Below are 24246 nucleotides of genomic sequence, written 5' to 3'. Positions count from 1 at the left end.
AGGGCGCCCGTCCGCTGCGGCGGAGGGGCGCCCTCGGTCGTTCCCGCGCGAGTCGCGCCTACGCGTCCGGCTCGGTCGACGGCTGGGTCGACGGCTCGGTGGAGGGCTCGGTGGAGGGGCTGGGCGAGGCGTCCGGCGAGGCGTCGCCGGACGGGCTCGGCGACGGCTCCGGCTCGGCCTCGGCCACCTTCAACTGGACGTTGAGCGCGGCGCCGCCCGCGGTGGTGAGGCGGAGCACGAACGTGCCGGCGGTGTTGTCGGCGTACAGCTTCGGCAGCTTCAGCAGGCCCTTGGCGTCGGTCTTGAGGCCGGTCAGGGTGCGGACGGCCTTGCCGTCGGCGTCCTTGAAGTAGGGGCCCTTGTCGTTCTCGGACGGGTCGAGGACCGACTTGACGAGCGTGGCGGTGACGGCGACCTTGTCCGCGGCGGCGCCCTTGTGCGTGGCCTTCACCTCGACCTGGTCCGCGAACTCGCCGCCCGGCGTGCAGGTCAGCGCGGTGTCGTCGGTGCGGGCGAGGACGTCGGCCACGCGCTCGGTGACGGTGGCCTTGTAGTCGAGGCCGGCGACGGTGCGGCCGACGACGGTGGCACGGACGGTGAACGCGCCGGTCTTCTCACCCGCCACCAGCGCGGGCGCGACGGCCACGCCGGAGGCGTTGGTCGTGGCCGCGGCGAACTTGTCGCCGCCGGTGAAGGTGGCGTCCGTGTCGCCCAGGACGGTGAAGCGGATGCGTACCTTGCCGACGGCCTTTCCGGCCTTGGTCTCGGCGCGGGCGCTGATCTTCTTGTCGAACGTGTCGCCCGCGATCGCCGTGAGCCCCGTGGCGCCGGCGTTCTCCAGGTGGTGCACCGTGTCCGTGGGGGTCTCGGTCTCGGGCGGGGTCTCCGGGTCGGTCGGGGGCGGCTCGGGGCTCGGGGAGCCGGGGCCGGGATCCCTGGGATCGTCGGGCGGGGTGGGCTTGTCCGGCTTCTCGGGGTCGGGGCTGGGGCTGGGCGGCGTCGTGCCGGGGGCCGGGGGTCCGGTGGTCGCGCCCGTTCCGCCGGGCGAGGGGTCGGGCCTGCTCACGTCGGTGTCGTCGTCGCTGCGGCCCACCGGCAGGGTGCCGGTGCCGTCCGGGATCTCGTGGGTGCCCTTGCGGTAGTGCTCCAGCCAGGACAGGACCGTGTGCAGGTAGTCCTGCGAGTTGTTGTAGCTGAGGATCGCCCGGTTGAGGTCGGCCTGCGTGGACAGGTCCCAGTCGAAGCGGCACAGGTAGTGGCCGGCGGAGAGCGCGGCGTCGTAGATGTTGTTGGGGTCTTCCTTGCCGTCGGCGTTGCCGTCGCGGCCGGCCCAGGCCCAGGTGGAGGGGATGAACTGCATGGGGCCGACGGCGTTGTCGTAGGCGCTGTTGCCGTCGTGGACGCCGTTGTCGGTGTCCTTGATGAGCGCGAATCCGTTGCCGTCGAGCTGCGGGCCGATGATCCGGCCGAGGGTGTTGCCCTGGGCGTCGACACGGCCACCGCGGGCCTGGCCAGACTCCACCTTGCCGATGGCGGCGAGGAGTTGCCACGGCAGATTGCAGCCGGGCTTGGACTGGCGCAGCGCCGACTCGGCCTTCTTGTAGGCGTCGAGGACGGTGGCGGGGATGCCCGCCTCGGACGGTGTCCGGGAGGCGGGGGTGCCGATGGTCGGTGCGGGACTCGGGCTGTTGAGCGGCGGCAGGTCCGTGTAGTACGGCGAGTTGCCGGTCGCGCTCTCCTCGGCGGGGGCCTCGGACGCCGGCACGTTGTCGGCAGTGGTCTGTCTGCCGTTGGCGTCGGCCGTCACGTCGGGAGCCTGGGACGCGGACAGGGCCGCGACCGCGACCGCCGCCACGGTGGTGGTGACCGCCGCCTTGCGGAGCCTCCTGTCGAAATGCGCCGCCATAGAGTGACCCCTCCCGTGGACGCCCGCGCGTCCGTCTCCGTCTGTTCCGTCTGTCTTCACCGGTCTCCGGCTGCTGCGCTCGCCCTGGTACCCGCCCTGTTGTGACGATCGGTCCGTGTCGACGGTTGCACCGCAACCTTCCCCGCGCGGTGCTCGTCTGTTCGACCAGTACGGTGCCGCAGGTGACCCTACGACAACTTGCTTTGCACGGGCACCCGTTCGTGCCCGATATTCACCAGTTGGCCATAACCGGAGTTCTCTTGCCGTTCACCCTGAGTCATGCGGTCGCCGTGCTGCCGGCGGTACGGAGCGACGGGACCGGGCGGGGGCCGCTGGTGCCTGCCGTGCTGGTCGCGGGCTCCCTCGCGCCCGACATGACGTACTACGCGGCGAGTTTTCTGTCCGGGGCGATGGAGTTCGGGGACGTCACGCACTCCTTCCCGGGCGTCTTCACGATCGACGTGATCATCGCCTGGGTGCTGGTGGCGGTGTGGCTGCTGGTCCGCGAGCCGCTGGTGGCCCTGCTGCCGCGGGCCGGGCAGGGCCGCGCGGCCGCCCTGCTGCGCTGCGGGGCGCCACGCGCGCGCGTACAGCCGTCTCTCGTGGCGCGGTGGTACGTGTCGGCGGTGCTGGGGGCGCTGACGCACGTGGTGTGGGACGCGTTCACCCACCTCGACCGCTGGGGGATGCGGGTGTTCCCGGCGCTGGGCCGGGAGGTGGCGGGCTCGCCGCTCTACTGGTACCTCCAGTACGGCGGTTCCGCGGTGGCGGCGGTCGTGATCGCCGTGTTCCTGACGCGTGCACTGCGCCGGGCGCCCCGGGCCGAGCCGCTCGGTGTCCCGGTCCTCTCGGTGCGGGACCGGTGGTGGGCCGGGGCGGTGCTGGGCGGCTGTGCGGTGGCCGGGGCGGTGCAGCGGGCGACCCGATGGTGGGACTACTGGGGACACGTCGCGAAGCCCTGGGAGCTGATCCCGACGGTGTGCTTCGGGGCGGGCGCGGGGCTCGTCCCGGGCTTGCTGCTGTACGCCGTGGGGGTCAGGGCGTGGCGTCCGGCTCCGGTCCCCAGAAGCCCGGCCGGCGTCGGTAGGGAGCCGAGCCGCCGGATCCCGCACTGAGGGTATCGGCGGTCGCGACGAACACGGTGAAGGTGTGTGCGGGACGTGACCGCGGCAGCAGGGTGAGGGCCAGCGCCAGGTAACCGCGGGACAGGTCGGCCCACAGACGCCAGGCGGGCGTCTCGCGCGGGGTCGCGGCGGTCGGGTCCCGGTGGACGAGTCTGCGGCGGAGGTCTGCCGCGGTGCGCCGCAGGGCCGTGGCGAGGGTGGTGGGGATGCGGCCGGTACTCGCGCCGGGCGCGACGACCGGAACCGGTGGGAGTGGCACGCGGGCGGGTCCGTCTGTGCTTGCCCGTGCCGGTGTCGTCCGGTGGTGGAGCATGCGTATACCCATGCCCGCATCCTCACGGGAGACGGGGGCGGGGGCGTTTCCGCGAGGGCCACCTGAGTGACGGCCCCTGCGGGGCGGGCGGAGGCGCGCGGACGTGGGCACGGGCGGAGGCGGCGTCCACGCCCGCCCTCCGGGACCGACGAGAAGCGCGATCCCGCGGGGCCCGGCGTCGGCGCTACCCGGTCCCCCCGGCCCGACGAAACCGCCCACACCCTAGGACACGGCGAGCGGGGCACGCCCGCGCCGGCGGTGAGGACGGCGCGGCACCGGACGCTCACGCCGCTCCCCCCGCCCATACCGCAGACTGCCGACCCGCCGGACCCGCCGGAGGCTAGTGCGCCGCCGACTCCCAGTCCGACCCCGAGCCCACCGAGACGCCCAGGGGGACCCTGAGTCGCACCGCGTTCGCCATTTCGCGGCGGACCAGTTCTTCCGCCGTCGCGCGCTCGCCGGGGGCGATCTCCAGGACGATTTCGTCGTGGACCTGGAGCAGCATGCGGGACGTGAGGCCGGCCTCGCGCAGTGCCTTGTCCACGTTGAGCATGGCGATCTTGACGATGTCGGCCGCCGTGCCCTGGATCGGGGCGTTCAGGGCCATGCGCTCGGCCGCCTCGCGGCGCTGGCGGTTGTCGCTGTTGAGGTCGGGCAGGTAGCGGCGGCGGCCGAAGAGGGTCGCCGTGTAACCAGTCGCCCGTGCCTCGTCGACGACCCGGCGCAGATAGTCGCGTACGCCGCCGAAGCGCTCGAAGTAGGCGTCCATCAGGCCGCGCGCCTCGGCCGCCTCGATGTTCAGCTGCTGGGAGAGGCCGAAGGCCGACAGTCCGTACGCCAGGCCGTAGGACATCGCCTTGATCTTGCGGCGCATCTCCGCGTCGACCGCGGACTGCTCGACGGAGAAGACCTGCGCGGCGGCGGTGGTGTGCAGGTCCTCGCCCGAGGTGAACGCCTCGGTCAGGCCCTCGTCCTCGGACAGGTGGGCCATCACCCGCAGCTCGATCTGGCTGTAGTCGGCCGTCATCAGGGACTCGAAGCCCTCGCCGACGACGAAGCCGCGGCGGATCGCGCGGCCCTCGTCGGTGCGGACCGGGATGTTCTGCAGGTTCGGGTCCGTGGACGAGAGGCGGCCGGTCGCGGCGACCGTCTGGTTGAACGTGGTGTGGATGCGTCCGTCCGCGGCGATCGTCTTGATCAGGCCCTCCACCGTGACGCGCAGCTTGGCCTGCTCACGGTGGCGGAGCATGATCACCGGCAGTTCGTTGTCGGTCTGGGCCGCCAGCCAGGCCAGGGCGTCGGCGTCGGTGGTGTAACCGGTCTTGGTCTTCTTGGTCTTCGGCAGGTTCAGCTCGCCGAAGAGGACTTCCTGGAGCTGCTTGGGCGAGCCCAGGTTGAACTCCCGTCCGGCGGCGGCGTGCGCCTCCTTGACCGCCTGCTGCACGGCGCCCGCGAACATCTGCTCCATGGCCTGCAGGTGCTCCCGGTCGGCCGCGATGCCGTGCCGCTCCATGCGGGCCAGCAGCGCGGACGTGGGCAGCTCCATGTCGCGCAGCAGGTCCGCGGCGCCGACGTCCGCCAGGCGGCCCTCGAAGGCCTCGCCCAGGTCGAGGATGGCGCGGGCCTGCACCATCAGCGCCTCGGCCTCGGCGCCCTCGTCCGCGCCGAAGGCCAGCTGGCCGTCGGCCGCGGCGGCGGGGGCCAGCTCACGGTGCAGGTACTCCAGGGACAGCGCGTCCAGGTCGAAGGAGCGGCGGCCCGGCTTGACCAGGTAGGCGGCGAGGGCGGTGTCCATGCCGACGCCCGCGACGCTCCAGCCGTGCTCGGCGAAGACGCGCATCGCGCCCTTGGCGTTGTGGAGGATCTTCGGCCGGTCCGCGTCGGACAGCCAGGCCGTGAACGCCGCCTCGTCGGCCTCGTCCACCTCCGTCGGGTCGAACCAGGCGGCCTTGCCGTCGGGGGCGGCGAGCGCGACCTCGGCGACCGAGCCGGTGCCCAGCGCCCAGGTGTCGACCGTGGCGACGCCGAGCGGCTGCGTGCCGTGCTCGGCGAGCCAGCCGGCCAGCTCGCCCGTGCCCAGCACCGTGCCGTCCAGTTCGACGCCGTCCGCCACGACCGGGGCGGCCTCGGCCTCCTCGGCACCCGGATCGACGGCGTAGAGCCGCTCGCGCAGCGACGGGTTGCGGATCTCCAGGGTGTCCAGGATCACCGCGATGCCCTTGCGGTCGTACGCCGTCCGCTCCAGGTCGGTGACGGTCTTCGGGAGCTCGACCCGCCGCTCCAGCTCGGTGAGCCGGCGGTTGAGCTTGACGGACTCCAGGTGGTCGCGGAGGTTCTGCCCGGCCTTGCCCTTGACCTCTTCGACGCGCTCGACCAGGTCGGCGAAGGACCCGAACTGGTTGATCCACTTCGCGGCGGTCTTCTCGCCGACGCCCGGGATGCCCGGGAGGTTGTCGGACGGGTCGCCGCGCAGTGCCGCGAAGTCGGGGTACTGGGCGGGGGTCAGTCCGTACTTCTCGAAGACCTTCTCCGGCGTGAACCGGGTCAGCTCGGAGACGCCCTTGGTCGGATACAGGACCGTGGTGTGCTCGCTGACCAGCTGGAAGGAGTCCCGGTCGCCGGTGACGATCAGCACGTCGAAGCCCTCGGCCTCGGCCTGCGTGGCGAGCGTGGCGATGACGTCGTCGGCCTCGAAGCCGTCGACGGCGAAGCGCTGCACGTGCATGGCGTCGAGCAGCTCGCCGATCAGCTCGACCTGGCCCTTGAACTCGTCCGGGGTCTTGGAGCGGTTCGCCTTGTACTCGGTGAACTCCTGGGACCGCCAGGTCTTGCGGGAGACGTCGAACGCCACCGCGAAGTGCGTGGGCGCCTCGTCACGCAGCGTGTTGGCCAGCATCGACGCGAAGCCGTAGATCGCGTTGGTCGGCTGGCCCGTCGCGGTCGTGAAGTTCTCCGCGGGCAGCGCGAAGAACGCGCGGTAGGCCAGGGAGTGCCCGTCCATGAGCATCAGGCGCGGACGGCCGCCGCGGGAGGTGTTGTCGGTCTTCTTCGCTGCTGTCTCTGCCACGTCCCCGATCCTGCCACGGACCACTGACACTCGGACCCGCGCTCGCCGGTGGCACGGGCGCGGCCGCCCCGCGGCACAGGGCCGGTCGCCTGCCGTCGCCGCGACCACCGCTCCCGGACCCCGGCCCGCCCGGCCTCCGTCGCTGTCACCGGGGCGTGCGAGGATCGGAGACGTACCTCACACGTGTACGCGAAGGAGCGCGCGATGGCCACCAAGCCGCCCAAGGGTGATCCGGTTCAGGACGCGCCGCAGGTCACAGAGCCCCAGCACACGGCGGCGGGTATCCCGGCCATCGGCCACACCCTGCGTATGGCACAGCGGCAGATGGGCGTGAAGCGGACCGCGCTGACGCTGCTGAGCGTCAACCAGAAGGACGGCTTCGACTGCCCGGGCTGCGCCTGGCCGGAGCCGGACCACCGGCACAAGGCTGAGTTCTGTGAGAACGGCGCGAAGGCCGTGGCCGAGGAGGCCACCCTGCGCCGGGTCACCCCGGAGTTCTTCGCCGCGCACCCCGTCGCCGACCTCGCGACCCGCAGCGGCTACTGGCTGGGCCAGCAGGGCCGGCTCACGCACCCGGTGTACCTGCCGGAGGACGGCGAGCACTACGAACCGGTCACCTGGGAGCGCGCCTTCGACATCGTGGCGGAGGAGATCGCGGCCCTGGACTCGCCCGACGAGTCCGTCTTCTACACCTCCGGTCGCACCAGCAACGAGGCGGCCTTCCTCTACCAGCTCTTCGCGCGCGAGCTCGGCACGAACAACCTGCCGGACTGCTCCAACATGTGCCACGAGTCGTCCGGCTCGGCCCTGTCCGAGACCATCGGCATCGGCAAGGGCAGCGTCCTGCTGGAGGACCTCTACAAGTCTGATCTGATCATCGTGGCCGGCCAGAACCCGGGCACCAACCACCCGCGCATGCTCTCCGCCCTGGAGCGGGCCAAGGCGAACGGCGCGAAGGTCATCAGCGTCAACCCGCTGCCCGAGGCCGGCCTGGAGCGCTTCAAGAACCCGCAGACCCCCAAGGGGCTCACAGCGGGCGCCGCGCTCACCGACCTGTTCCTGCAGATCCGCCTCGGCGGCGACCAGGCCCTCTTCCGGCTCCTGAACAAGCTGATCCTGGAGACCGAGGGCGCGGTCGACGAGGCCTTCGTCGAGGAACACACGCACGGTTACGAGGAGTTCACCGAGGCCGCCCGCGCCGCCGACTGGGACGAGACACTCACGGCGACCGGCCTCACGCGCGCGGAGATCGGGGAAGCCCTGCGCATGGTGCTCGCCTCGAAGCGCACCATCGTGTGCTGGGCGATGGGACTGACCCAGCACAAGCACTCGGTGCCGACCATCCGCGAGGTCGTGAACTTCCTCCTCCTGCGCGGCAACATCGGCCGTCCGGGCGCGGGCGTCTGCCCGGTGCGCGGCCACTCCAACGTGCAGGGCGACCGCACGATGGGCATCTTCGAGCGCCCCGCGCCCGCCTTCCTGGACGCGCTGGAGAAGGAGTTCGGCTTCGCCCCGCCGCGCGAGCACGGCTACGACGTCGTACGGGCCATCCGCGCGCTGCGCGACGGCGAGGCGAAGGTCTTCTTCGCCATGGGCGGCAACTTCGTCTCCGCCTCCCCCGACACGGAGGTCACCGAGGCGGCCATGCGCCGCGCCCGCCTCACCGTGCACGTCTCGACGAAGCTGAACCGCTCGCACGCCGTCACGGGCGCGCGTGCGCTGATCCTGCCGACGCTGGGCCGTACGGAACGCGATCTCCAAAGCGGCGGCGAGCAGTTCGTGACCGTCGAGGACTCCATGGGCATGGTGCACGCGTCCCGGGGCCGGCTGGAGCCCGCGAGCGGGCGGTTGCTGTCCGAGCCGGCGATCGTGTGCCGGCTGGCGCGCCGTGTGCTGGGCGAGGACAGCCGCACGCCGTGGGAGGAGTTCGAGAAGGACTACGCGACGATCCGCGACCGCATCGGGCGCGTGATCCCGGGCTTCGAGGACTTCAACGCGCGCGTGGCGCACCCCGGAGGCTTCGCCCTCCCCCACGCCCCGCGCGACGAACGCCGCTTCCCGACGGCCACCGGCAAGGCCAACTTCACCGCCGCGCCGATCGAGTACCCCGAGCTGCCCGAGGGGCGCCTGCTGCTCCAGACACTGCGCTCGCACGACCAGTACAACACCACGATCTACGGCCTGGACGACCGCTACCGGGGCATCAGGAACGGCCGCCGCGTCGTCCTGGTCAACCCGGAGGACGCCCGGAGGCTGGACGTCGCGGACGGCTCGTACGTCGACCTGGTGAGCGAGTGGCGGGACGGCGTGGAGCGGCGGGCGCCCGGCTTCCGCGTCGTGCACTATCCGACGGCCCGGGGCTGCGCGGCGGCGTACTACCCGGAGACCAACGTCCTGGTGCCGCTGGACGCCACCGCGGACACCAGTAACACCCCGGCCAGCAAGTCCGTCGTCGTCCGTCTGGAACAATCGGCGACCGACTGAGCGTTTGCTCAGTCGAGCCGACGGCCGCCCACCGGCCGGCCGGCGGACCAGACAGACGGAGCAACGAAACGGAGCCGGCCCATGGGCGAGCAGCAGCAGGTGCAGTTCCCGCAGGAGGTCATCGACGAGTACGCCGCGCTCGGCGTCGACCTGCCCGCGCTCTTCTCCGCCGGGCACCTCGGGACGCGCATGGGCGTCCAGATCCTCGAGGCGTCGGCCGACCGCGTCGTCGGCACCATGCCGGTGGAGGGCAACACCCAGCCGTACGGGCTGCTGCACGGCGGGGCCTCGGCGGTGCTGGCCGAGACGCTCGGGTCGGTCGGCTCGATGCTGCACGGCGGCAGCACCAAGATCGCCGTCGGCGTCGACCTGAACTGCACCCACCACCGCGGGGCCCGCTCCGGCCTCGTCACGGGCGTGGCCACGCCGGTGCACCGGGGCCGGTCGACGGCGACGTACGAGATCGTGATCAGCGACGAGCAGGACCGCCGCGTGTGCACCGCCCGGCTGACCTGCCTGCTGCGGGACGTGAACCCGGGCGACGGGGCGCCGGCGGGCGCGACGGGCTGAGCGGCGAACGGGCGGCGAGGACGCCCAGCGCGGCCAGGATGCGGCTCTCCCGCACGGCGCGGCCAGGATCCACCCCAGCCGCGCATCGCTGCCGGCGGCCACGCATCGCTGCCGTCGGCCACGCATCAGGCCACGTATCGATCCCGGCCACGGGCTGCCGCCGCCCACGGCGTCACGACCGGCCACGGCATTGCTCCCGGCCGCGCGGCGCCCTAGCTTCAGGACATGGGACGGGGAGAGGCCCCCTGGCCGGGGGCGGCGGCTCGACGGTTCCGGTTCGCGCCCGGACTGCTCACTCTCGCGCTGACACTGCCGACCGCCGCCGCACTGGCGGTCGGCTGCGGCAACTCCGGCGCCGAACGGCCCGGTTCCGGCGACACCACCCGGGCGACCGCGACCGCGTCGGCATCGGCATCGACATCGGCACAAGGTAGCCTGTCCGGCGAGGAGTTGTGCACAAGCGCCGTCGGCTACTGGGCACACGAGATGCTGGCCGGCAAAACCCCCTACGGCGACTACCAGTCGATGGGGCTGTCCAACCGGCAGTACGACATCCTGCGGGAGGTCGTGGACGCCGCACAGGCCACGAGGCGTGACCAAGGCCAGCGAGCGGCCGAAGAGTTGATCGACCGCCAGGTGCGCGACTCCTGCGCCGCTCACTACCGCGACGGCGGCCCGACCGACGGCCCGTGGCAGTGAGCGGCACCGGCCCCGTCGAGCCGGGCGAGGGCACCCACGAGCGGAGCGGCCCGGACGTTCCCCGGCCGTCCGCCCGGCACCCAGGACGGCTTGCCCGGTCCTACGAACGCCACCGCCGGGCGGTCCTCGCGACCGCCGCGGCCGTCGTGACCCTGGCGGGCGGCGGCTATCTGTACGCCAGTCGACCGCAGCCTCCTCCCCCTGCCCCGCCGCCGCACCCCTCACAGGCGGTCGACCTCGACTACCTGGACGCGGTACCCGCCCCGGGTGACGACTTCGGTTTCGCGGTGCGGCTGAGCGTGCGGACCGGCCCGCCCGTCACCGTGACCCGGCTCGATCAGCCCTACGACGGCATCTCGATGACGTCGTCACCGGCGGCGCCTTTCCAGACAAAGGCGCATTCCGCCCGCAAGATCATCGTCACGCTGCGGGTGACGGAATGCGCGAAAGCACCGCGGAACCTCGCCCTCCCTTTTCTGCACGTAACACTGCGTAATGCCCGCGCAATACAAGCCCACAGTTACATCCTGGGGACGCGCTATGCACAGGACCTCTCACAGGCCCTTGAGGTCGCCTGCAGCAACGAATCCAGGTAATCACCAAAACGGCCCAGACACCTGAACGCCAACGGCGGGTCCTGCAAGTTCTCACCATGCGGACAGGGCGAATCGGCCGGAATTCCGCACTTCTTCCCAGCCAGTACCGCTCTGCATTACCCCGTGTCATAACAAGAGCGTCACAGCATGAGTCAGACCCTCCTCCACGTTCCCCACACACGCTTAGAGTCACGGCCAGTCACCGCGCCGTCCGATTGTCACTTCGGCCCAGCGCTCGACTCGGCCGCCTCCACGGGGAAGCGGCTGTGCCAGGGAAAGGACTGATCGTGCGTCAACGTTCGCTCATCGCCATCACCGCCGCTCTGGCGGCGGGAGCACTCACCCTCACCGCCTGCGGCTCGCGCGACGACGACGGCGGCTCGGACTCCGGCAACGGCGGCAGCGGTGCCGGCACCACCGTCGTCATCGGCGTCGACGCCCCGCTGACCGGCGACCTGTCCGCGCTGGGCCTCGGTATCAAGAACTCGGCGGACCTCGCGGCCAAGACCGCCAACAAGGACAAGCACGTCGAGGGCATAACCTTCAAGGTCGAAGCCCTCGACGACCAGGGCCAGCCCTCCGTGGGCCAGCAGAACGCCAGCCAGTTCGTCGCCAACGACAAGGTCCTCGGCGTGGTCGGCCCGCTGAACTCCTCGGTCGGCGAGTCCATGCAGCAGGTCTTCGAGTCCGGCAACATGGCCCTGGTCTCCCCGGCCAACACCGGCCCCTCGCTGACCCAGGGCCCCGACTGGCGCACCGAGAAGAAGCGCCCGTTCAAGACCTACTTCCGCACCGCGACCACCGACGCCATCCAGGGTCCGTTCGCCGCGCAGTACGTCTTCAACGACTTCAAGAAGACGAAGGCCTTCGTCATCGACGACAAGAAGACCTACGGCGCGGGCCTCGCCGGCACCTTCACCGACGAGTTCAAGAAGCTCGGCGGCAAGGTCGTCGGTACCGAGCACATCAACCCGGACACCAAGGACTTCTCCGCGGTCGCCACCAAGGTCAAGAACTCGGGCGCCGACGTCGTCTACTACGGCGGCGAATACCCGCAGGCCGGCCCGCTCAGCAAGCAGATCAAGGGCACCGGCGCCAAGATTCCGCTGGTCGGCGGTGACGGCATCTACAGCGCCGACTTCATCAAGCTCGCCGGCGCCAGCGGTACCGGTGACCTGGCCACCTCCGTCGGCGCGCCCGTCGAGGAACTGCCCTCCGCCAAGGAGTTCGTCGCCAACTACAAGGCCGCGGGCTACAAGGAGCCCTACGAGGCCTACGGCGGCTACTCCTACGACTCCGCCTGGGCCATCATCGAGGCCGTCAAGGCGGTCGTCGAGAAGAACGACGGCAAGCTCCCCGACGACGCCCGTGGCCAGGTCGTCGAGGCCATGCAGAACGTCTCCTTCGACGGAGTGACCGGCAAGGTCTCCTTCGACGAGTTCGGTGACGCCACCAACAAGCAGCTGACCGTGTACGCCGTCGAGAACGGCGACTGGAAGGCCGTGAAGTCCGGCACCTACACCGGCTGAGTCGTCCGACGAGACACCCGCACCACCAAGAGCCGCGCGGGGCGCTGTTCCACAGGCGCCCCGCGCGGACTCACACCCGGCCACATCCGTCGAACATCCGAACATCTCGGAGGACATGCGGTGAACGAACTGCCGCAGCAGCTGGTCAACGGCCTGCTACTGGGATCCATGTACGGGCTGATCGCCATTGGCTACACGATGGTCTACGGCATCGTCCAGCTCATCAACTTCGCCCACGGCGAGATCTTCATGACCGGTGCCTTCGGCGCTCTCACGGTCTACATCTACATCCTGCCCGACGGCACCTCCATGCTGATCGCCCTGCCCCTGATGATCCTCGGCGCAGTGATCGTCTCGGTGACCGTGGCCATCGGGGCTGAACGTTTCGCCTATCGCCCCCTGCGCGGTGGCCCCCGCCTCGCCCCGCTCATCACCGCCATCGGCCTCTCGCTCGCCCTCCAGCAGGCGATCTGGGCCTGGTACCCCGACGCGAAGTCCGCTCGCACCTTCCCGCAGATCGAGGGCGGCCCCTTCCACATCGGCGGCGTCACCCTGCAGACCGGCAGCATCTTCCTGCTCATCGCCGCCCCCGTCAGCATGGCGTTCCTCGGCTACTTCGTCATGAAGACCCGCACCGGACGCGGCATGCAGGCCACCGCCCAGGACCCCGACACCGCCAAGCTGATGGGCGTCAACACCGACCGCATCATCGTGATCGCGTTCGCCCTCGGCGCCGTGTTCGCCGCCATCGGCGGAGTCGCCTACGGCCTGGAATACGGCCACGTCGACTTCAAGATGGGCTTCATCCTCGGCCTGAAGGCCTTCACCGCGGCCGTTCTCGGCGGCATCGGCAACATCTACGGCGCCATGATCGGCGGTGTCGTCCTCGGCATCGCCGAAACCCTGGCCACCGCCTACATCGGCGACATCCCCGGCCTGGGCCAGTTCGGCAGCCAGTCCTGGGCGGACGTCTGGGCCTTCATCCTCCTCATCCTTGTGCTGTTGTTCAGGCCACAGGGCCTGCTCGGCGAGCGCGTCGCGGACAGGGCGTGACACCGATGACCACACAAACCACAGAGAAGACCCCGAACACCCCCGTCACCGGCGCGGCGACCGGCCTCATCGGCATCCCACCGCACCTCGGACGCGCCCTCGCCACCGGCGGCGGCCTCCTCACCATCGTCTCCACCTTCCTCGCCTGGACCTGGACCGCCGCTTTCCCGGGCGACCTCACGGTCTACGGCTACCCGGGCGGCCTGCAGGTCCTCGTCCTCATCGGCGGCGCCCTGACCACCCTCTTCGGCCTCTCCTCCTACGGCGTCAAGGGCCTTGGCTGGCTCACCCCCGCCGGCGCCGACGCCGCACTGAGGTTCGCCGCACTCGCCACCTTCGCGACCACCTGGTACACCGTCCTCGCCATCAGCTTCCAGCTCGGCGGCCTGGTCAATCTCGAACCCGGCGCGTACATCGCGGCGATCGTCACCCTCGCCGGCCTCCTCGGCGCCCTCGCGCTCCCCTTCGAACGCCCCGCGCCCGACCCCATCGACCCGGACGAGACCGGCTGGAGCCTCGCCAAGCACCGCGCGGGCCACGGCTGGCAGACCGTCAAGGCCGCCTTCGCCTCCGGCGAGCCCGGCCCCGTACGGGCCCTGCCCTCCTACGCCGAGATCCTCATCATCGTCGCGGTCCTCGCCGTCTGCCTCACCGTCTTCACCTACGGCATCGGCACCGAGTACGACGAACTCTTCGTCGGCTTCCTGATCACGGCCGGGTTCGGCTTCGCAGCCGCCCACAAGGCGGGGCTCATCCGCCAGGCCACCCAGATCACCGCACGGCACCAGACCATCACCATCTGGGGCGCCTTCGTCGCGGCGGCGCTGTTCCCCTTCACCCAGACCGACGACCAGTACGCGACCATCGGCGTCTACATCCTGATCTTCGCCACCGTCGCCCTGGGCCTGAACATCGTCGTCGGCCTCGCCGGCCTCCTCGACCTCGGCTACGTCGCCTTCCTCGGCGTCGGCGCCTACGCCGCCGCCCTGGTCTCCGGCTCGCCCAGTTCACCGTTCGGCGTCCACTTCCCCTTCTGGGCCGCCGTCCTGGTCGGTGCCGCCGCCTCGCTGATCTTCGGCGTACTGATCGGCGCCCCGACCCTGCGGCTGCGCGGTGACTACCTCGCCATCGTGACCCTCGGCTTCGGTGAGATCTTCCGCATCGCCGTCCTCAACATGGACGGCACCTCCGGGCCCGACATCACCAACGGCTCCAACGGCATCTCGGCCGTGCCGGACCTGAACATCCTCGGTTTCGACCTCGGCGCCCGGCACGACATCCTCGGCGTCACCATCGGCCGGTTCGCCAACTACTTCTTCCTGATGCTGATCATCACCGCCGTCGTCGTCCTCGTCTTCCGACGCAGCAGCGACTCCCGCATCGGCCGGGCCTGGGTCGCCATCCGCGAGGACGAGACAGCCGCCCTCGCCATGGGCATCAACGGCTTCCGCGTCAAGCTGATCGCGTTCGCCGTGGGCGCCGCCCTCGCCGGCCTCGCCGGCACAGTCCAGGCACACGTCACGTACACGGTGACTCCCGAGCAGTACCTCTTCGCCGGTACGACCCCGCCCAACTCCGCGTTCCTGCTCGCCGCGGTCGTCCTCGGCGGCATGGGCACCATCGGCGGACCGCTCCTCGGCGCCGCACTGCTCTTCCTCATCCCCAACAAGCTCCAGTTCCTCGGCGACTACCAGCTCCTCGCCTTCGGACTCGCGCTCGTCCTGCTGATGCGGTTCCGCCCCGAGGGCCTCATCCCCAACCGGCGCCGCCAACTGGAATTCCACGACAAGGCCGAAGCGCCCGCAGTCCTCGGCAAGACAGGGGCCTGACCACCATGACCACCGACACCACCACCAAGGACACCACCCCGGGCGCCCCTGCCCCCGGCACCACGGTCCTCGACGCACGCGGCGTCACCATGCGCTTCGGCGGACTCACCGCCGTCAACGGCGTGGACCTCACCGTCAACAGCGGCGAGATCGTCGGTCTCATCGGCCCCAACGGCGCCGGCAAGACCACCTTCTTCAACTGCCTGACCGGTCTGTACATCCCGACCGAGGGCGAGGTCCGCTACAAGGGCCAGGTGCTGCCGGCCAAGTCCTTCAAGGTGACGGCCGCCGGCATCGCCCGAACCTTCCAGAACATCCGCCTGTTCGCCAACATGACGGTCCTGGAGAACGTCCTCGTCGGCCGCCACACCCGCACCAAGGAGGGCTTCTGGTCGGCCGTCCTGCGCGGCCCCGGCTTCCACAAGGCCGAGGCCACCTCCCGCGAACGCGCCATGGAACTCCTGGAGTTCGTCGGCCTCGCACCCAAGGCCGAGCACCTCGCCCGGAACCTGCCCTACGGCGAACAGCGCAAGTTGGAGATCGCCCGCGCCCTCGCCAGCGAACCGGGACTGCTGCTCCTGGACGAGCCGACGGCAGGCATGAACCCGCAGGAGACGCGGGCCACAGAGGAACTCGTCTTCGCCATCCGCGACCAGGGCATCGCCGTCCTCGTCATCGAGCACGACATGCGCTTCATCTTCAACCTCTGCGACCGCGTCGCCGTCCTCGTGCAGGGCGAGAAGCTCATCGAGGGCGACAGCGCGACCGTCCAGGGCGACGAGCGGGTCATCGCCGCCTACCTCGGCGAACCCCTCGCGAACGACCCCGGCGCCGCGGAGGCCGCCGAAGTGGAAGCAGCCGAGGCCCACGCCCAGGCCGACACCACCACGGACACCGCGGCCGGCAAGGAGAACGACCGATGACCGCACTCCTCGAGGTCGAGGACCTCCGCGTCGCCTACGGCAAGATCGAGGCCGTCAAAGGCATCTCGTTCAAAGTGGACGCCGGCGAAGTCGTCACCCTCATCGGCACCAACGGCGCCGGCAAGACCACCACCCTGCGCACCCTCTCCGGCCTCCTCAAGCCGGTCGGCGGACAGATCAGGTTCGGCGGCAAGTCGCTCAAGAAGGTCCCCGCGCACCAGGTCGTCTCCCTGGGACTCGCCCACTCCCCCGAGGGGCGGCACATCTTCCCCCGCATGACCATCGAGGACAACCTCCGCCTCGGCGCCTTCCTCCGCAACGACAAACCAGGCATCGAGAAGGACATCCAGCGCGCCTACGACCTCTTCCCCATCCTCGGCGAACGCCGGAAGCAGGCCGCGGGCACCCTCTCCGGCGGCGAACAGCAAATGCTCGCTATGGGCCGCGCCCTGATGTCCCAGCCCAAACTGCTCATGCTCGACGAACCCTCCATGGGCCTCTCACCGATCATGATGCAGAAGATCATGACGACGGTCGCCGAGCTGAAGTCCCAGGGCACCACCATCCTGCTCGTCGAGCAGAACGCCCAGGCCGCCCTGTCCCTGGCTGACCACGGCCACGTCATGGAGGTCGGCAACATCGTCCTGTCCGGCAGCGGCCAGGAACTCCTCCACGACGAGTCGGTCCGCAAGGCCTACCTCGGCGAGGACTGAGCCGGTAGTCGTACGACGAGGCCCGCGCCCCCACCGGGGACGCGGGCCTCGTTCATGATCCGGCGCGGGTGTTCAGCCCTTGGACGCCTTCTTCTCCTCAGCGTCCTGGATGACCGCCTCGGCCACCTGCTGCATCGACATCCGCCGGTCCATCGACGTCTTCTGGATCCACCGGAACGCGGCCGGCTCGGTCAGCCCGTACTCCGACTGGAGCACCGACTTCGCCCGGTCCACCAGCTTCCGGGTCTCCAGCCGCAGACTGAGGTCCGCGACCTCCTGCTCCAGCGTCTTCAGCTCCGTGAACCGCGAGACGGCCATCTCGATCGCCGGAACGACGTCGCTCTTGCTGAACGGCTTCACGAGATACGCCATGGCCCCGGCATCGCGGGCACGCTCCACCAGGTCGCGCTGCGAGAACGCGGTCAGCATCAGCACCGGCGCGATGCTCTCCTCGGCGATCTTCTCGGCCGCGGAGATGCCGTCCAGCTTGGGCATCTTCACGTCGAGGATCACCAGGTCCGGCTTGTGCTCCCGGGCCAGCTCCACGGCCTGCTCACCGTCACCGGCCTCACCGACGACGGAGTACCCCTCCTCCTCCAGCATCTCTTTGAGATCCAGCCGGATGAGCGCCTCGTCCTCGGCGATGACGACACGGGTCGTCAGCGGAGGCACGTGCGACTTGTCGTCGTCGGTCACGTCGGCGGGCTGGGGCGACTCGGGGGCGGTCACGTGAGCTCCTCGTTCGGGGCAGGGGTACTGCTGACAAGAGCCTACCTAGCTCCTGTATGTTTGAGTCACCGAGGGGCTACACTGACCTTCGGTTCGAAGAGGCTCCGGTAGTCCAATCGGCAGAGACGATGCCCTCAAAAGGCATTCAGTGTGGGTTCGAGTCCCACCCGGGGCACTTTACCTTCAATTCGAAGGCTCCCCGAGCGTCTCCGGGCACGCCCGTCGACACCCGTTCAGCGGTCGTCCTCCCCGATGTGGTGCACCCGTACCAGGTTCGTCGTGCCCGACACCCCGGGTGGCGAGCCGGCCGTGATGACCACGACGTCGCCCTTCTCGCAGCGCCCGTACTTCGTGAGCAGTTCGTCCACCTGGTCGACCATCGCGTCCGTGGAGTCCACGTGCGGGCCGAGGAAAGTCTCCACGCCCCAGGTCAGACTCAGCTGGGAACGCGTCGCCGGCTCCGGGGTGAAGGCCAGCAGCGGGATGGGCGAGCGGTAGCGGGAGAGGCGGCGGACGGTGTCGCCGGACTGGGTGAAGGCGACGAGGTACCTCGCGCCGAGGAAGTCGCCGATCTCCGCCGCCGCGCGGGCGACCGCGCCGCCCTGGGTGCGGGGCTTGTTGCGCTCGGTCAGCGGGGGCAGCCCCTTGGCCAGGATGTCCTCCTCCGCCGCCTCGACGATGCGGGCCATCGTCCGCACCGTGTCGGTGGCGTGTTTGCCGACGCTGGTCTCGCCGGACAGCATGACGGCGTCCGTGCCGTCGATGACGGCGTTGGCGACGTCGGAGGCCTCGGCGCGGGTCGGGCGGGCGTTGTCGATCATCGAGTCGAGCATCTGGGTCGCGACGATGACCGGCTTGGCGTTGCGCTTCGCGAGCTTGATCGCGCGCTTCTGGACGATGGGGACCTGCTCCAGGGGCATTTCGACGCCGAGGTCGCCCCGGGCGACCATGATGCCGTCGAAGGCCGCGACGATGTCCTCGATGTTCTCCACGGCCTGCGGTTTCTCGACCTTGGCGATGACGGGGAGGCGGCGGCCCTCCTCGTCCATGATGCGGTGGACGTCGACGACGTCCCGTCCGCTGCGGACGAAGGACAGGGCGATGACGTCGAAGCCGTTGCGCAGGGCCCAGCGCAGGTCGTCCTCGTCCTTCTTGGAGAGGGCGGGGACGGACACGGCGACGCCCGGAAGGTTGAGGCCCTTGTGGTCGGAGACCATGCCGCCCTCGATCACGGTCGTACGGACCCGGGGGCCGTCGACGTCGGTGACCTCCAGGCAGACCTTGCCGTCGTCGACGAGGACGCGTTCACCGGGGGTGACGTCGGCGGCGAGGCCCGCGTAGGTGGTGCCGCAGGTGTGGCGGTCGCCGTGGACGCCCTCTTCGACGGTGATGGTGAAGGTGTCGCCGCGTTCAAGGAGTACGGGGCCTTCGGCGAAGTGGCCGAGCCGGATCTTCGGGCCCTGAAGATCGGCGAGGGTGCCGACGCTGCGACCGGTCTCGTCGGACGCCTTCCGGACACGGCGGTAGCGCTCTTCGTGTTCGGCGTGGGTGCCGTGACTGAAATTGAAACGGGCGATGTCCATTCCGGCGTCGACCAGGTCCTTGATCTGGTCGTACGAGTCGGTGGCGGGCCCAAGAGTGCAGACGATCTTTGCTCGGCGCATGAGTCGAGCCTATGACTTACCGGCCGGTAGCGAATTGGCCACGCATGACCACTCAACAACCTTTGAGTGAAGGGCTATTGACAAGTGTTGAATTGTGCGCCGGGCCGCTCCGATGAGCATTCGAATCGGTTCTCACCCTTGACAGGCGCCATGTCCAGGACAGAATCTACGCGCGTCGCCAATGATGTTCACGGGTCACCGAGGAGAGTCAGCCATGCCGTTGAACCGCCGGAAGTTCCTGAGCAGGTCCGCCGTGACGGGGGCGGGTGTCGCGCTGGCCGGCGCGGCGGCGGCTCCGGCGGCCGAGGCGGCCCCCGCGCACCGGGGCCGCAGGAAGCCGAAGCGGTACGCGCTGACGGTGCTGGGCACCACCGACCTGCACGGGCACGTCTTCAACTGGGACTACTTCAAGGACGCCGAGTACACGGACGCGGCGGGCAACGCCCAGGGCCTGGCCCGTGTCTCCACGCTGGTGAACCAAATCCGTGCGGAGAAGGGTCGCCGCAACACGCTGCTGTTGGACGCGGGCGACACCATCCAGGGCACCCCGCTGACGTACTACTACGCGAAGGTCGACCCGATCACCGCCGAGGGTGGCCCGGTGCACCCGATGGCGCAGGCGATGAACGCGATCGGGTACGACGCGGTGGCGCTCGGCAACCACGAGTTCAACTACGGCATCGAGACGCTGCGCAAGTTCGAGGAACAGTGCGACTTCCCGCTGCTCGGCGCGAACGCGGTGGACGCGAAGACGCTGAAGCCCGCGTTCCCGCCGTACTTCATGAAGACGTTCCGGGTGAAGGGCGCGCCGCCGGTGAAGGTGGTGGTGCTGGGGCTGACCAACCCGGGCATCGCGATCTGGGACAAGGCGTACGTGCAGGGGAAGCTGGCGTTCCCCGGTCTTGAGGAGCAGGCGGCGAAGTGGGTGCCGAAGCTGCGCTCGATGGGCGCTGACGTGGTGGTCGTGTCGGCGCACTCCGGGTCGTCCGGCACGTCCTCCTACGGTGACCAGATCCCGTACGTCGAGAACGCGGCGGCCAATGTGGCCAAGCAGGTTCCAGGCATCGACGCGATCCTCGTGGGGCACGCGCACACGGAGATCGCGGAGCTGAAGGTCGTGAACGAGGAGACCGGGAAGACGGTCGTGCTGTCGGAGCCGCTGTGCTATGCGGAGCGGCTCACCCTCTTCGACTTCGAGCTGGTCTTCGAGCGGGGCCGGTGGCACGTCGAGTCGGTCAAGGCGTCGCTGCGGAACTCCAACACCGTCGAGGACGACCCCCGGATCACCAAGCTGCTCACGGACGAGCACGCGAAGGTGGTGGCGTACGTCAACCAGGTGGTCGGCACCGCCACCGAGACGCTGACGACGGTGGAGGCGCGTTACAAGGACGCCCCGATCATCGACCTGATCACCGAGGTCCAGGAGGACGTGGTCAAGGAGGCGCTGGCGGGTACGGAGTACGCGTCGCTGCCGGTGCTGGCGCAGGCCTCGCCCTTCTCCCGGACGTCCGAGATCCCGGCCGGAGACGTGACGATCCGGGACCTGTCGAGCCTGTACGTGTACGACAACACCCTGGTGGCCAAGCTGATGACGGGCGCCCAGCTGCGGGCGTACCTGGAGTACTCGGCGGAGTACTACGTCCGGACGGCGGCCGGCGCGCCGGTGGACGTGGACAAGCTGACCAACGCGGGCGGCCGCCCGGACTACAACTACGACTACGTGTCGGGGCTGACGTACGAGATCGACATCGCGCAGGCGGCCGGTTCGCGCATCAAGAACCTCGCCCACGCCGGGGCTCCGCTGGACGACGCGCAACAGTTCGTACTGGCGGTGAACAACTACCGGGCCAACGGCGGCGGCGCCTTCCCGCACGTGGCGTCGGCCAAGGAGCTGTGGGCGGAGTCGACGGAGATCCGCACGCGGATCGCCGAGTGGGCGACGGCGAAGGGTGTGCTGGACCCGAAGGACTTCGCGTCCGTCGACTGGTCGTTGACGCGGGACGGCGTGCCGGTGTTCTGAGCCCGCTTCCGCCGGGGCAGCCTCAGCTTCCGTCCACCAGAGGGGTGAGCGCCCGGTGCCGGCGCGCGGACGGGATCCGGGGCTGTCCGTCTTCCAGGCCGAAGGTCGTGAAGGCGGTGCGGCCAGGCAGCGGGTACGGCTCCTGTCCCGTCAGGTCGTTGAGGATGGTCGCGCCGCGCCAGGCGGCGAGGCCGAGGTCGGGCGCGCCGACTCCGTGGGTGTGCGTCTCGGCGTTCTGGACGTAGACCCGGCCGGTGACGGAGGGGTCCAGGACGAGGCGGAAGCCTTCGTCGACACGGGGGCGTTCGCGGCTGTCGCGCCGCATGTAGGGGTCGAGTCCGGCGAGGACGCGGCCGAGGGGGCGCTCGCGGTAGCCGGTGGCGAGGACGACGGCGCCGGTGGTGAGGCGGGTGCGGGTCTGCTGCTGGGCGTGTTCCAGGTGCAGTTCGACCTTGGTGGTGGCGATGCGGCCGGCGGTGCGGACGTGGACGCCGGGGGTGAGGACGGTGTCGGGCCAGCCGCCGTCGAGGGTGCGCCGGTAGAGCTCGTCGTGGATGGCGGCGGCGGTGTCGGCGTCGATGCCCTTGTGCAACTGCCACTGGCCGGCGACGAGGCGGTCGCGCACCGGTTCGGTCAGCGCGTGGAAGTAGCGGGTGTAGTCGGGGGTGAAGTGCTCCAGGCCGAGTTTGGAGTACTCCATGGGCGCGAAGGCCTCGGTGCGGCCGAGCCAGTGCAGCTTCTCGCGGCCGGGGGGCCGGTGGCGGAGCAGGTCGAGGAAGACCTCCGCGCCGGACTGGCCGGTGCCGATGACGGTGATGTGCTCGGCGGCGAGGAGCGCCTCGCGGTGGTCGAGGTAGTCGGCGGCGTGGACGACGGGGACGCCGGGGGCGTCGACGAGGGGTCTGAGCGGGTCGGGGACGTACGGCTCGGTGCCGACGCCGAGGACGACGTTGCGGGTGTGGGTGCGGCCGAGGGCCTCGGCCTCTCCGTCGGCGTCGAGTTGGGTGTAGTCGACCTCGAAGAGGTCGCGTTCGGGGTTCCAGCGGACGGCGTCGACCTGGTGGTGGAAGCGGAGGGAGGGGAGGTTCTCGGCGACCCAGCGGCAGTACGCGTCGTATTCGCTGCGCTGGATGTGGAAGCGTTCGGCGAAGTAGAAGGGGAAGAGGCGTTCGCGGGCCCTGAGGTGGTTGAGGAAGGTCCAGGGGCTGGCCGGGTCGGCGAGGGTGACCAGGTCGGCGAGGAAGGGCACTTGGACGCGTGCGCCGTCGATGAGCAGGCCGGGGTGCCAGTGGAAGGCGGGACGCTGGTCGTAGAAGACGGCGTCGAGGCCGGTGAGGGGGTCGGCGAGCGCGGCGAGGGAGAGGTTGAAGGGGCCGATGCCGATGCCGACGAGGTCGCGGGGGGCGTCGGGCGCGGGGGTGGCGTTCATCGCGGGGCGGGTCCTTCCGGGGGGTTTTCCACGAGGGTCACGAGGGTCAGGAGGGCGGCCAGGTCGTCGGGCCGGGTGTGGGGGTTGAGCAGGGTCGCCTTGAGCCAGAGCCGGCCGTCGGCGCGGGCGCGGCCGAGGACGGCGGCGCCGGTGGCGAGCAGGGCGCGGCGTACGGCGGCGACGGCCTCGTCGGTGGCGTGGGCGGGCCGGAACAGCACGGTGCTGATGGTGGGCGGGGCGTGCAGTTCGAAGCCGGGGTGGTCGTCGACGAGGGCGGCGAACCACTCGGCGAGCAGGCAGACTCCGTCGACGAGCGCGCCGACGCCGCCGCGCCCCAGGGTCTTGAGGGTGACGGCGATCTTGAGGATGTCGGGGCGGCGGCTGGTGCGCGGGGAGCGGCCGAGGAGGTCGGGGAGTCCGGCGTCGGTGTCGTCGTCGGCGTTGAGGTAGTGGGTGCGGTGGTGGAGCACGGCGAGGTCGGCGGCGTCCGCGACGGTGAGTAGGCCCGCGGCGATCGGCTGCCAGCCGAGTTTGTGCAGGTCGAGGGCGATGGTGTGGGCGGCGTCCAGTCCGGCCAGTTTGGGGCGGTGGCGGTCGCTGAAGAGGAGGCCTCCGCCGTAGGCGGCGTCCACGTGCAGGCGGGCGCCGTGGGCGGCGCAGCGGTCGGCGATTTCGGGCAGGGGGTCGATGAGTCCGGCGTCGGTGGTGCCGGCGGTGGCGACGACGAGGTGCGGCCCGGGGACCTGGGTGAGGGCCTCGTCGAGGCCGGCGGGGTCGAGGGTGCCGGCGAGGGCCGGGACGACGACGGGCTCGGGCAGGCCAAGGAGCCAGGCGGCGCGGGGCACCGAGTGGTGGGCGTTGGCTCCGTGGACCAGCCGCAGGCCCGCGCCGTGCGCCTCGCGGGCGAGCAGGACGGCGAGTTGGTTGGACTCGGTGCCGCCGGTGGTGACGAGGGCGTCGGCGGCGCCGGTCTCCCGGGCCAGGGCGCGGGTGACGAGGGCTTCCAGCGCGGAGGCGGCGGGTGCCTGGTCCCAGGAGTCGAGGGACGGGTTGAGGACGCTCGCGGCGAGGTCGGCGGCGGTGGCGACGGCGAGGGGCGGGCCGTGCAGGTGGGCGGCGCACAGTGGGTGGGCGGGATCGGCGGCGCCCTCGGCGAGCGCGGTGACCAGGACGCGGAGCGCCTCGGGCTCGCCCAGGTCGGGCAGGATCTCGCCGGCCGCGTCCGCCACCCGGGCGGCGACGGCGTCGGGGCCGCCCGCGGGCAGCGGACCTCCGCGTGCCGCCGCGCCGGTGCGCAGCGCGTCGAGCACGGTGTCGAGCAGGGGCCGCAGGGCGGCGGGGCCGTGCGGGCCCGAGGCGAGGGGCGGCAGACCCATGGGCTGTCCTCCGGGCGCGGGGACGAAGGAGTTCCAGCTTGTACGCGGAGGCGCGCGTACGCCCGGACAGCCCAAGATCACTACCCGAAAGGGGTATCCCGCGGCCGGTCCCCCGGGTCGGGGGCAGGGCGCGTCCCGGGCCGGGGATGTCCCACCCACCTACCCGCAAGGGGCGGGACAGAGCGTGGAGACGGGTAGAGAGACTGTCGCTACAGGGAGGGA

General features: G+C 70.7%; 18 protein-coding genes and 1 tRNA gene. 12 read left to right on the top strand and 7 right to left on the bottom strand.

Annotation, left to right across the window (positions count from 1 at the left end; translation table 11 throughout):
• Window positions 1–58: 58 nt before the first annotated feature.
• Entirely contained in the window at window positions 59–1906 is a 1848-nt protein-coding gene (locus ACFCZF_RS14965) for a lytic murein transglycosylase (protein ID WP_376671993.1), read from the bottom strand.
• A gap of 260 nt (window positions 1907–2166) precedes the next feature.
• On the opposite strand from ACFCZF_RS14965, the gene ACFCZF_RS14960 reads away from it, so the two are divergent.
• Window positions 2167–3021, top strand: a complete 855-nt coding sequence (locus tag ACFCZF_RS14960; protein WP_375906094.1) for a DUF4184 family protein — start codon at window positions 2167–2169, stop codon at window positions 3019–3021.
• Here ACFCZF_RS14960 and ACFCZF_RS14955 read toward each other — a convergent pair.
• Both ACFCZF_RS14955 and polA read right to left on the bottom strand, forming a co-directional pair.
• Window positions 2942–3289: a hypothetical protein gene (locus ACFCZF_RS14955; RefSeq protein WP_376671992.1), complete on the bottom strand. Its 348-nt coding sequence runs from the start codon at window positions 3287–3289 to the stop codon at window positions 2942–2944. The two genes, ACFCZF_RS14960 and ACFCZF_RS14955, sit on opposite strands and share 80 nt — an antisense overlap.
• Before the next feature lie 394 nt (window positions 3290–3683).
• Window positions 3684–6410: a DNA polymerase I gene (gene polA / locus ACFCZF_RS14950; protein WP_376671991.1), complete on the bottom strand. Its 2727-nt coding sequence runs from the start codon at window positions 6408–6410 to the stop codon at window positions 3684–3686.
• Between the two features lie 204 nt (window positions 6411–6614).
• On the opposite strand from polA, the gene ACFCZF_RS14945 reads away from it, so the two are divergent.
• From ACFCZF_RS14945 to ACFCZF_RS14905, 9 genes are all read left to right on the top strand, one after another.
• On the top strand, window positions 6615–8894 hold the full coding sequence (locus ACFCZF_RS14945; RefSeq protein ID WP_376671990.1) for an FdhF/YdeP family oxidoreductase: 2280 nt from the start codon (window positions 6615–6617) through the stop codon (window positions 8892–8894).
• A gap of 81 nt (window positions 8895–8975) precedes the next feature.
• Window positions 8976–9464, top strand: coding sequence for a PaaI family thioesterase (locus tag ACFCZF_RS14940; protein WP_375906083.1), 489 nt, complete (start codon window positions 8976–8978; stop codon window positions 9462–9464).
• Window positions 9465–9689: 225 nt separating this feature from the next.
• Complete coding sequence (locus ACFCZF_RS14935; RefSeq protein ID WP_376671989.1) at window positions 9690–10163, top strand: hypothetical protein; 474 nt, start codon at window positions 9690–9692, stop codon at window positions 10161–10163.
• Window positions 10160–10759 (top strand): Tat pathway signal sequence domain protein, encoded by a 600-nt coding sequence (locus ACFCZF_RS14930; RefSeq protein WP_376671988.1) that lies wholly within the window; start codon window positions 10160–10162, stop codon window positions 10757–10759. Before ACFCZF_RS14935 ends, ACFCZF_RS14930 begins: the two co-directional genes overlap by 4 nt.
• Window positions 10760–11046: 287 nt before the next feature.
• Complete coding sequence (locus tag ACFCZF_RS14925) at window positions 11047–12288, top strand: branched-chain amino acid ABC transporter substrate-binding protein (RefSeq protein ID WP_375906077.1); 1242 nt, start codon at window positions 11047–11049, stop codon at window positions 12286–12288.
• A 120-nt stretch (window positions 12289–12408) separates the two neighbouring features.
• Entirely contained in the window at window positions 12409–13341 is a 933-nt protein-coding gene (locus ACFCZF_RS14920; protein ID WP_310873870.1) for a branched-chain amino acid ABC transporter permease, read from the top strand.
• A 5-nt stretch (window positions 13342–13346) separates the two neighbouring features.
• On the top strand, window positions 13347–15170 hold the full coding sequence (locus ACFCZF_RS14915) for a branched-chain amino acid ABC transporter permease (RefSeq protein WP_375906072.1): 1824 nt from the start codon (window positions 13347–13349) through the stop codon (window positions 15168–15170).
• A 5-nt stretch (window positions 15171–15175) separates the two neighbouring features.
• The gene (locus ACFCZF_RS14910; RefSeq protein WP_376671987.1) at window positions 15176–16093 is read left to right on the top strand and encodes an ABC transporter ATP-binding protein; all 918 of its coding nucleotides are present in this window, start codon (window positions 15176–15178) and stop codon (window positions 16091–16093) included.
• The gene (locus tag ACFCZF_RS14905) at window positions 16090–16806 is read left to right on the top strand and encodes an ABC transporter ATP-binding protein (RefSeq protein WP_376671986.1); all 717 of its coding nucleotides are present in this window, start codon (window positions 16090–16092) and stop codon (window positions 16804–16806) included. Before ACFCZF_RS14910 ends, ACFCZF_RS14905 begins: the two co-directional genes overlap by 4 nt.
• A 72-nt stretch (window positions 16807–16878) precedes the next feature.
• Here ACFCZF_RS14905 and ACFCZF_RS14900 read toward each other — a convergent pair whose 3' ends face one another.
• Window positions 16879–17535 (bottom strand): ANTAR domain-containing response regulator, encoded by a 657-nt coding sequence (locus ACFCZF_RS14900; RefSeq protein WP_376671985.1) that lies wholly within the window; start codon window positions 17533–17535, stop codon window positions 16879–16881.
• A gap of 101 nt (window positions 17536–17636) precedes the next feature.
• Here ACFCZF_RS14900 and ACFCZF_RS14895 point away from each other — a divergent pair.
• Window positions 17637–17710, top strand: a tRNA-Leu gene (locus tag ACFCZF_RS14895).
• Window positions 17711–17768: 58 nt separating this feature from the next.
• On the opposite strand, the gene pyk is transcribed toward ACFCZF_RS14895, so the two are convergent.
• On the bottom strand, window positions 17769–19199 hold the full coding sequence (pyk, locus tag ACFCZF_RS14890; protein ID WP_376671984.1) for a pyruvate kinase: 1431 nt from the start codon (window positions 19197–19199) through the stop codon (window positions 17769–17771).
• A 214-nt stretch (window positions 19200–19413) separates the two neighbouring features.
• Between pyk and ACFCZF_RS14885 the strand changes: the two genes are divergently transcribed.
• Complete coding sequence (locus ACFCZF_RS14885; protein WP_376671983.1) at window positions 19414–21219, top strand: bifunctional metallophosphatase/5'-nucleotidase; 1806 nt, start codon at window positions 19414–19416, stop codon at window positions 21217–21219.
• Between the two features lie 22 nt (window positions 21220–21241).
• Here ACFCZF_RS14885 and ACFCZF_RS14880 read toward each other — a convergent pair whose 3' ends face one another.
• Both ACFCZF_RS14880 and ACFCZF_RS14875 read right to left on the bottom strand, forming a co-directional pair.
• Entirely contained in the window at window positions 21242–22648 is a 1407-nt protein-coding gene (locus ACFCZF_RS14880) for a lysine N(6)-hydroxylase/L-ornithine N(5)-oxygenase family protein (RefSeq protein ID WP_376671982.1), read from the bottom strand.
• Entirely contained in the window at window positions 22645–24024 is a 1380-nt protein-coding gene (locus ACFCZF_RS14875) for a pyridoxal phosphate-dependent decarboxylase family protein (protein WP_376671981.1), read from the bottom strand. Before ACFCZF_RS14875 ends, ACFCZF_RS14880 begins: the two co-directional genes overlap by 4 nt.
• Window positions 24025–24246: the final 222 nt, after the last annotated feature.

Source organism: Streptomyces sp. NPDC056296, assembly GCF_042268605.1.
Lineage (GTDB): Bacteria > Actinomycetota > Actinomycetes > Streptomycetales > Streptomycetaceae > Streptomyces.
The sequence above is the reverse complement of the archived record's forward strand: the minus strand, read 5'-3'. Positions and strand labels throughout refer to the sequence as shown.

Excerpts from the sequence above, each read along its gene's own strand:
- ACFCZF_RS14965 (WP_376671993.1), bottom strand. The coding sequence starts at position 1,906 with ATGGCGGCGCATTTCGACAGGAGGCTCCGCAAGGCGGCGGTCACCACC.
- ACFCZF_RS14945 (WP_376671990.1), top strand. The coding sequence starts at position 6,615 with ATGGCCACCAAGCCGCCCAAGGGTGATCCGGTTCAGGACGCGCCGCAG.
- ACFCZF_RS14940 (WP_375906083.1), top strand. The coding sequence starts at position 8,976 with ATGGGCGAGCAGCAGCAGGTGCAGTTCCCGCAGGAGGTCATCGACGAG.
- ACFCZF_RS14935 (WP_376671989.1), top strand. The coding sequence starts at position 9,690 with ATGGGACGGGGAGAGGCCCCCTGGCCGGGGGCGGCGGCTCGACGGTTC.
- ACFCZF_RS14915 (WP_375906072.1), top strand. The coding sequence starts at position 13,347 with ATGACCACACAAACCACAGAGAAGACCCCGAACACCCCCGTCACCGGC.
- ACFCZF_RS14910 (WP_376671987.1), top strand. The coding sequence starts at position 15,176 with ATGACCACCGACACCACCACCAAGGACACCACCCCGGGCGCCCCTGCC.
- ACFCZF_RS14905 (WP_376671986.1), top strand. The coding sequence starts at position 16,090 with ATGACCGCACTCCTCGAGGTCGAGGACCTCCGCGTCGCCTACGGCAAG.
- pyk (WP_376671984.1), bottom strand. The coding sequence starts at position 19,199 with ATGCGCCGAGCAAAGATCGTCTGCACTCTTGGGCCCGCCACCGACTCG.
- ACFCZF_RS14885 (WP_376671983.1), top strand. The coding sequence starts at position 19,414 with ATGCCGTTGAACCGCCGGAAGTTCCTGAGCAGGTCCGCCGTGACGGGG.
- ACFCZF_RS14880 (WP_376671982.1), bottom strand. The coding sequence starts at position 22,648 with ATGAACGCCACCCCCGCGCCCGACGCCCCCCGCGACCTCGTCGGCATC.
- ACFCZF_RS14875 (WP_376671981.1), bottom strand. The coding sequence starts at position 24,024 with ATGGGTCTGCCGCCCCTCGCCTCGGGCCCGCACGGCCCCGCCGCCCTG.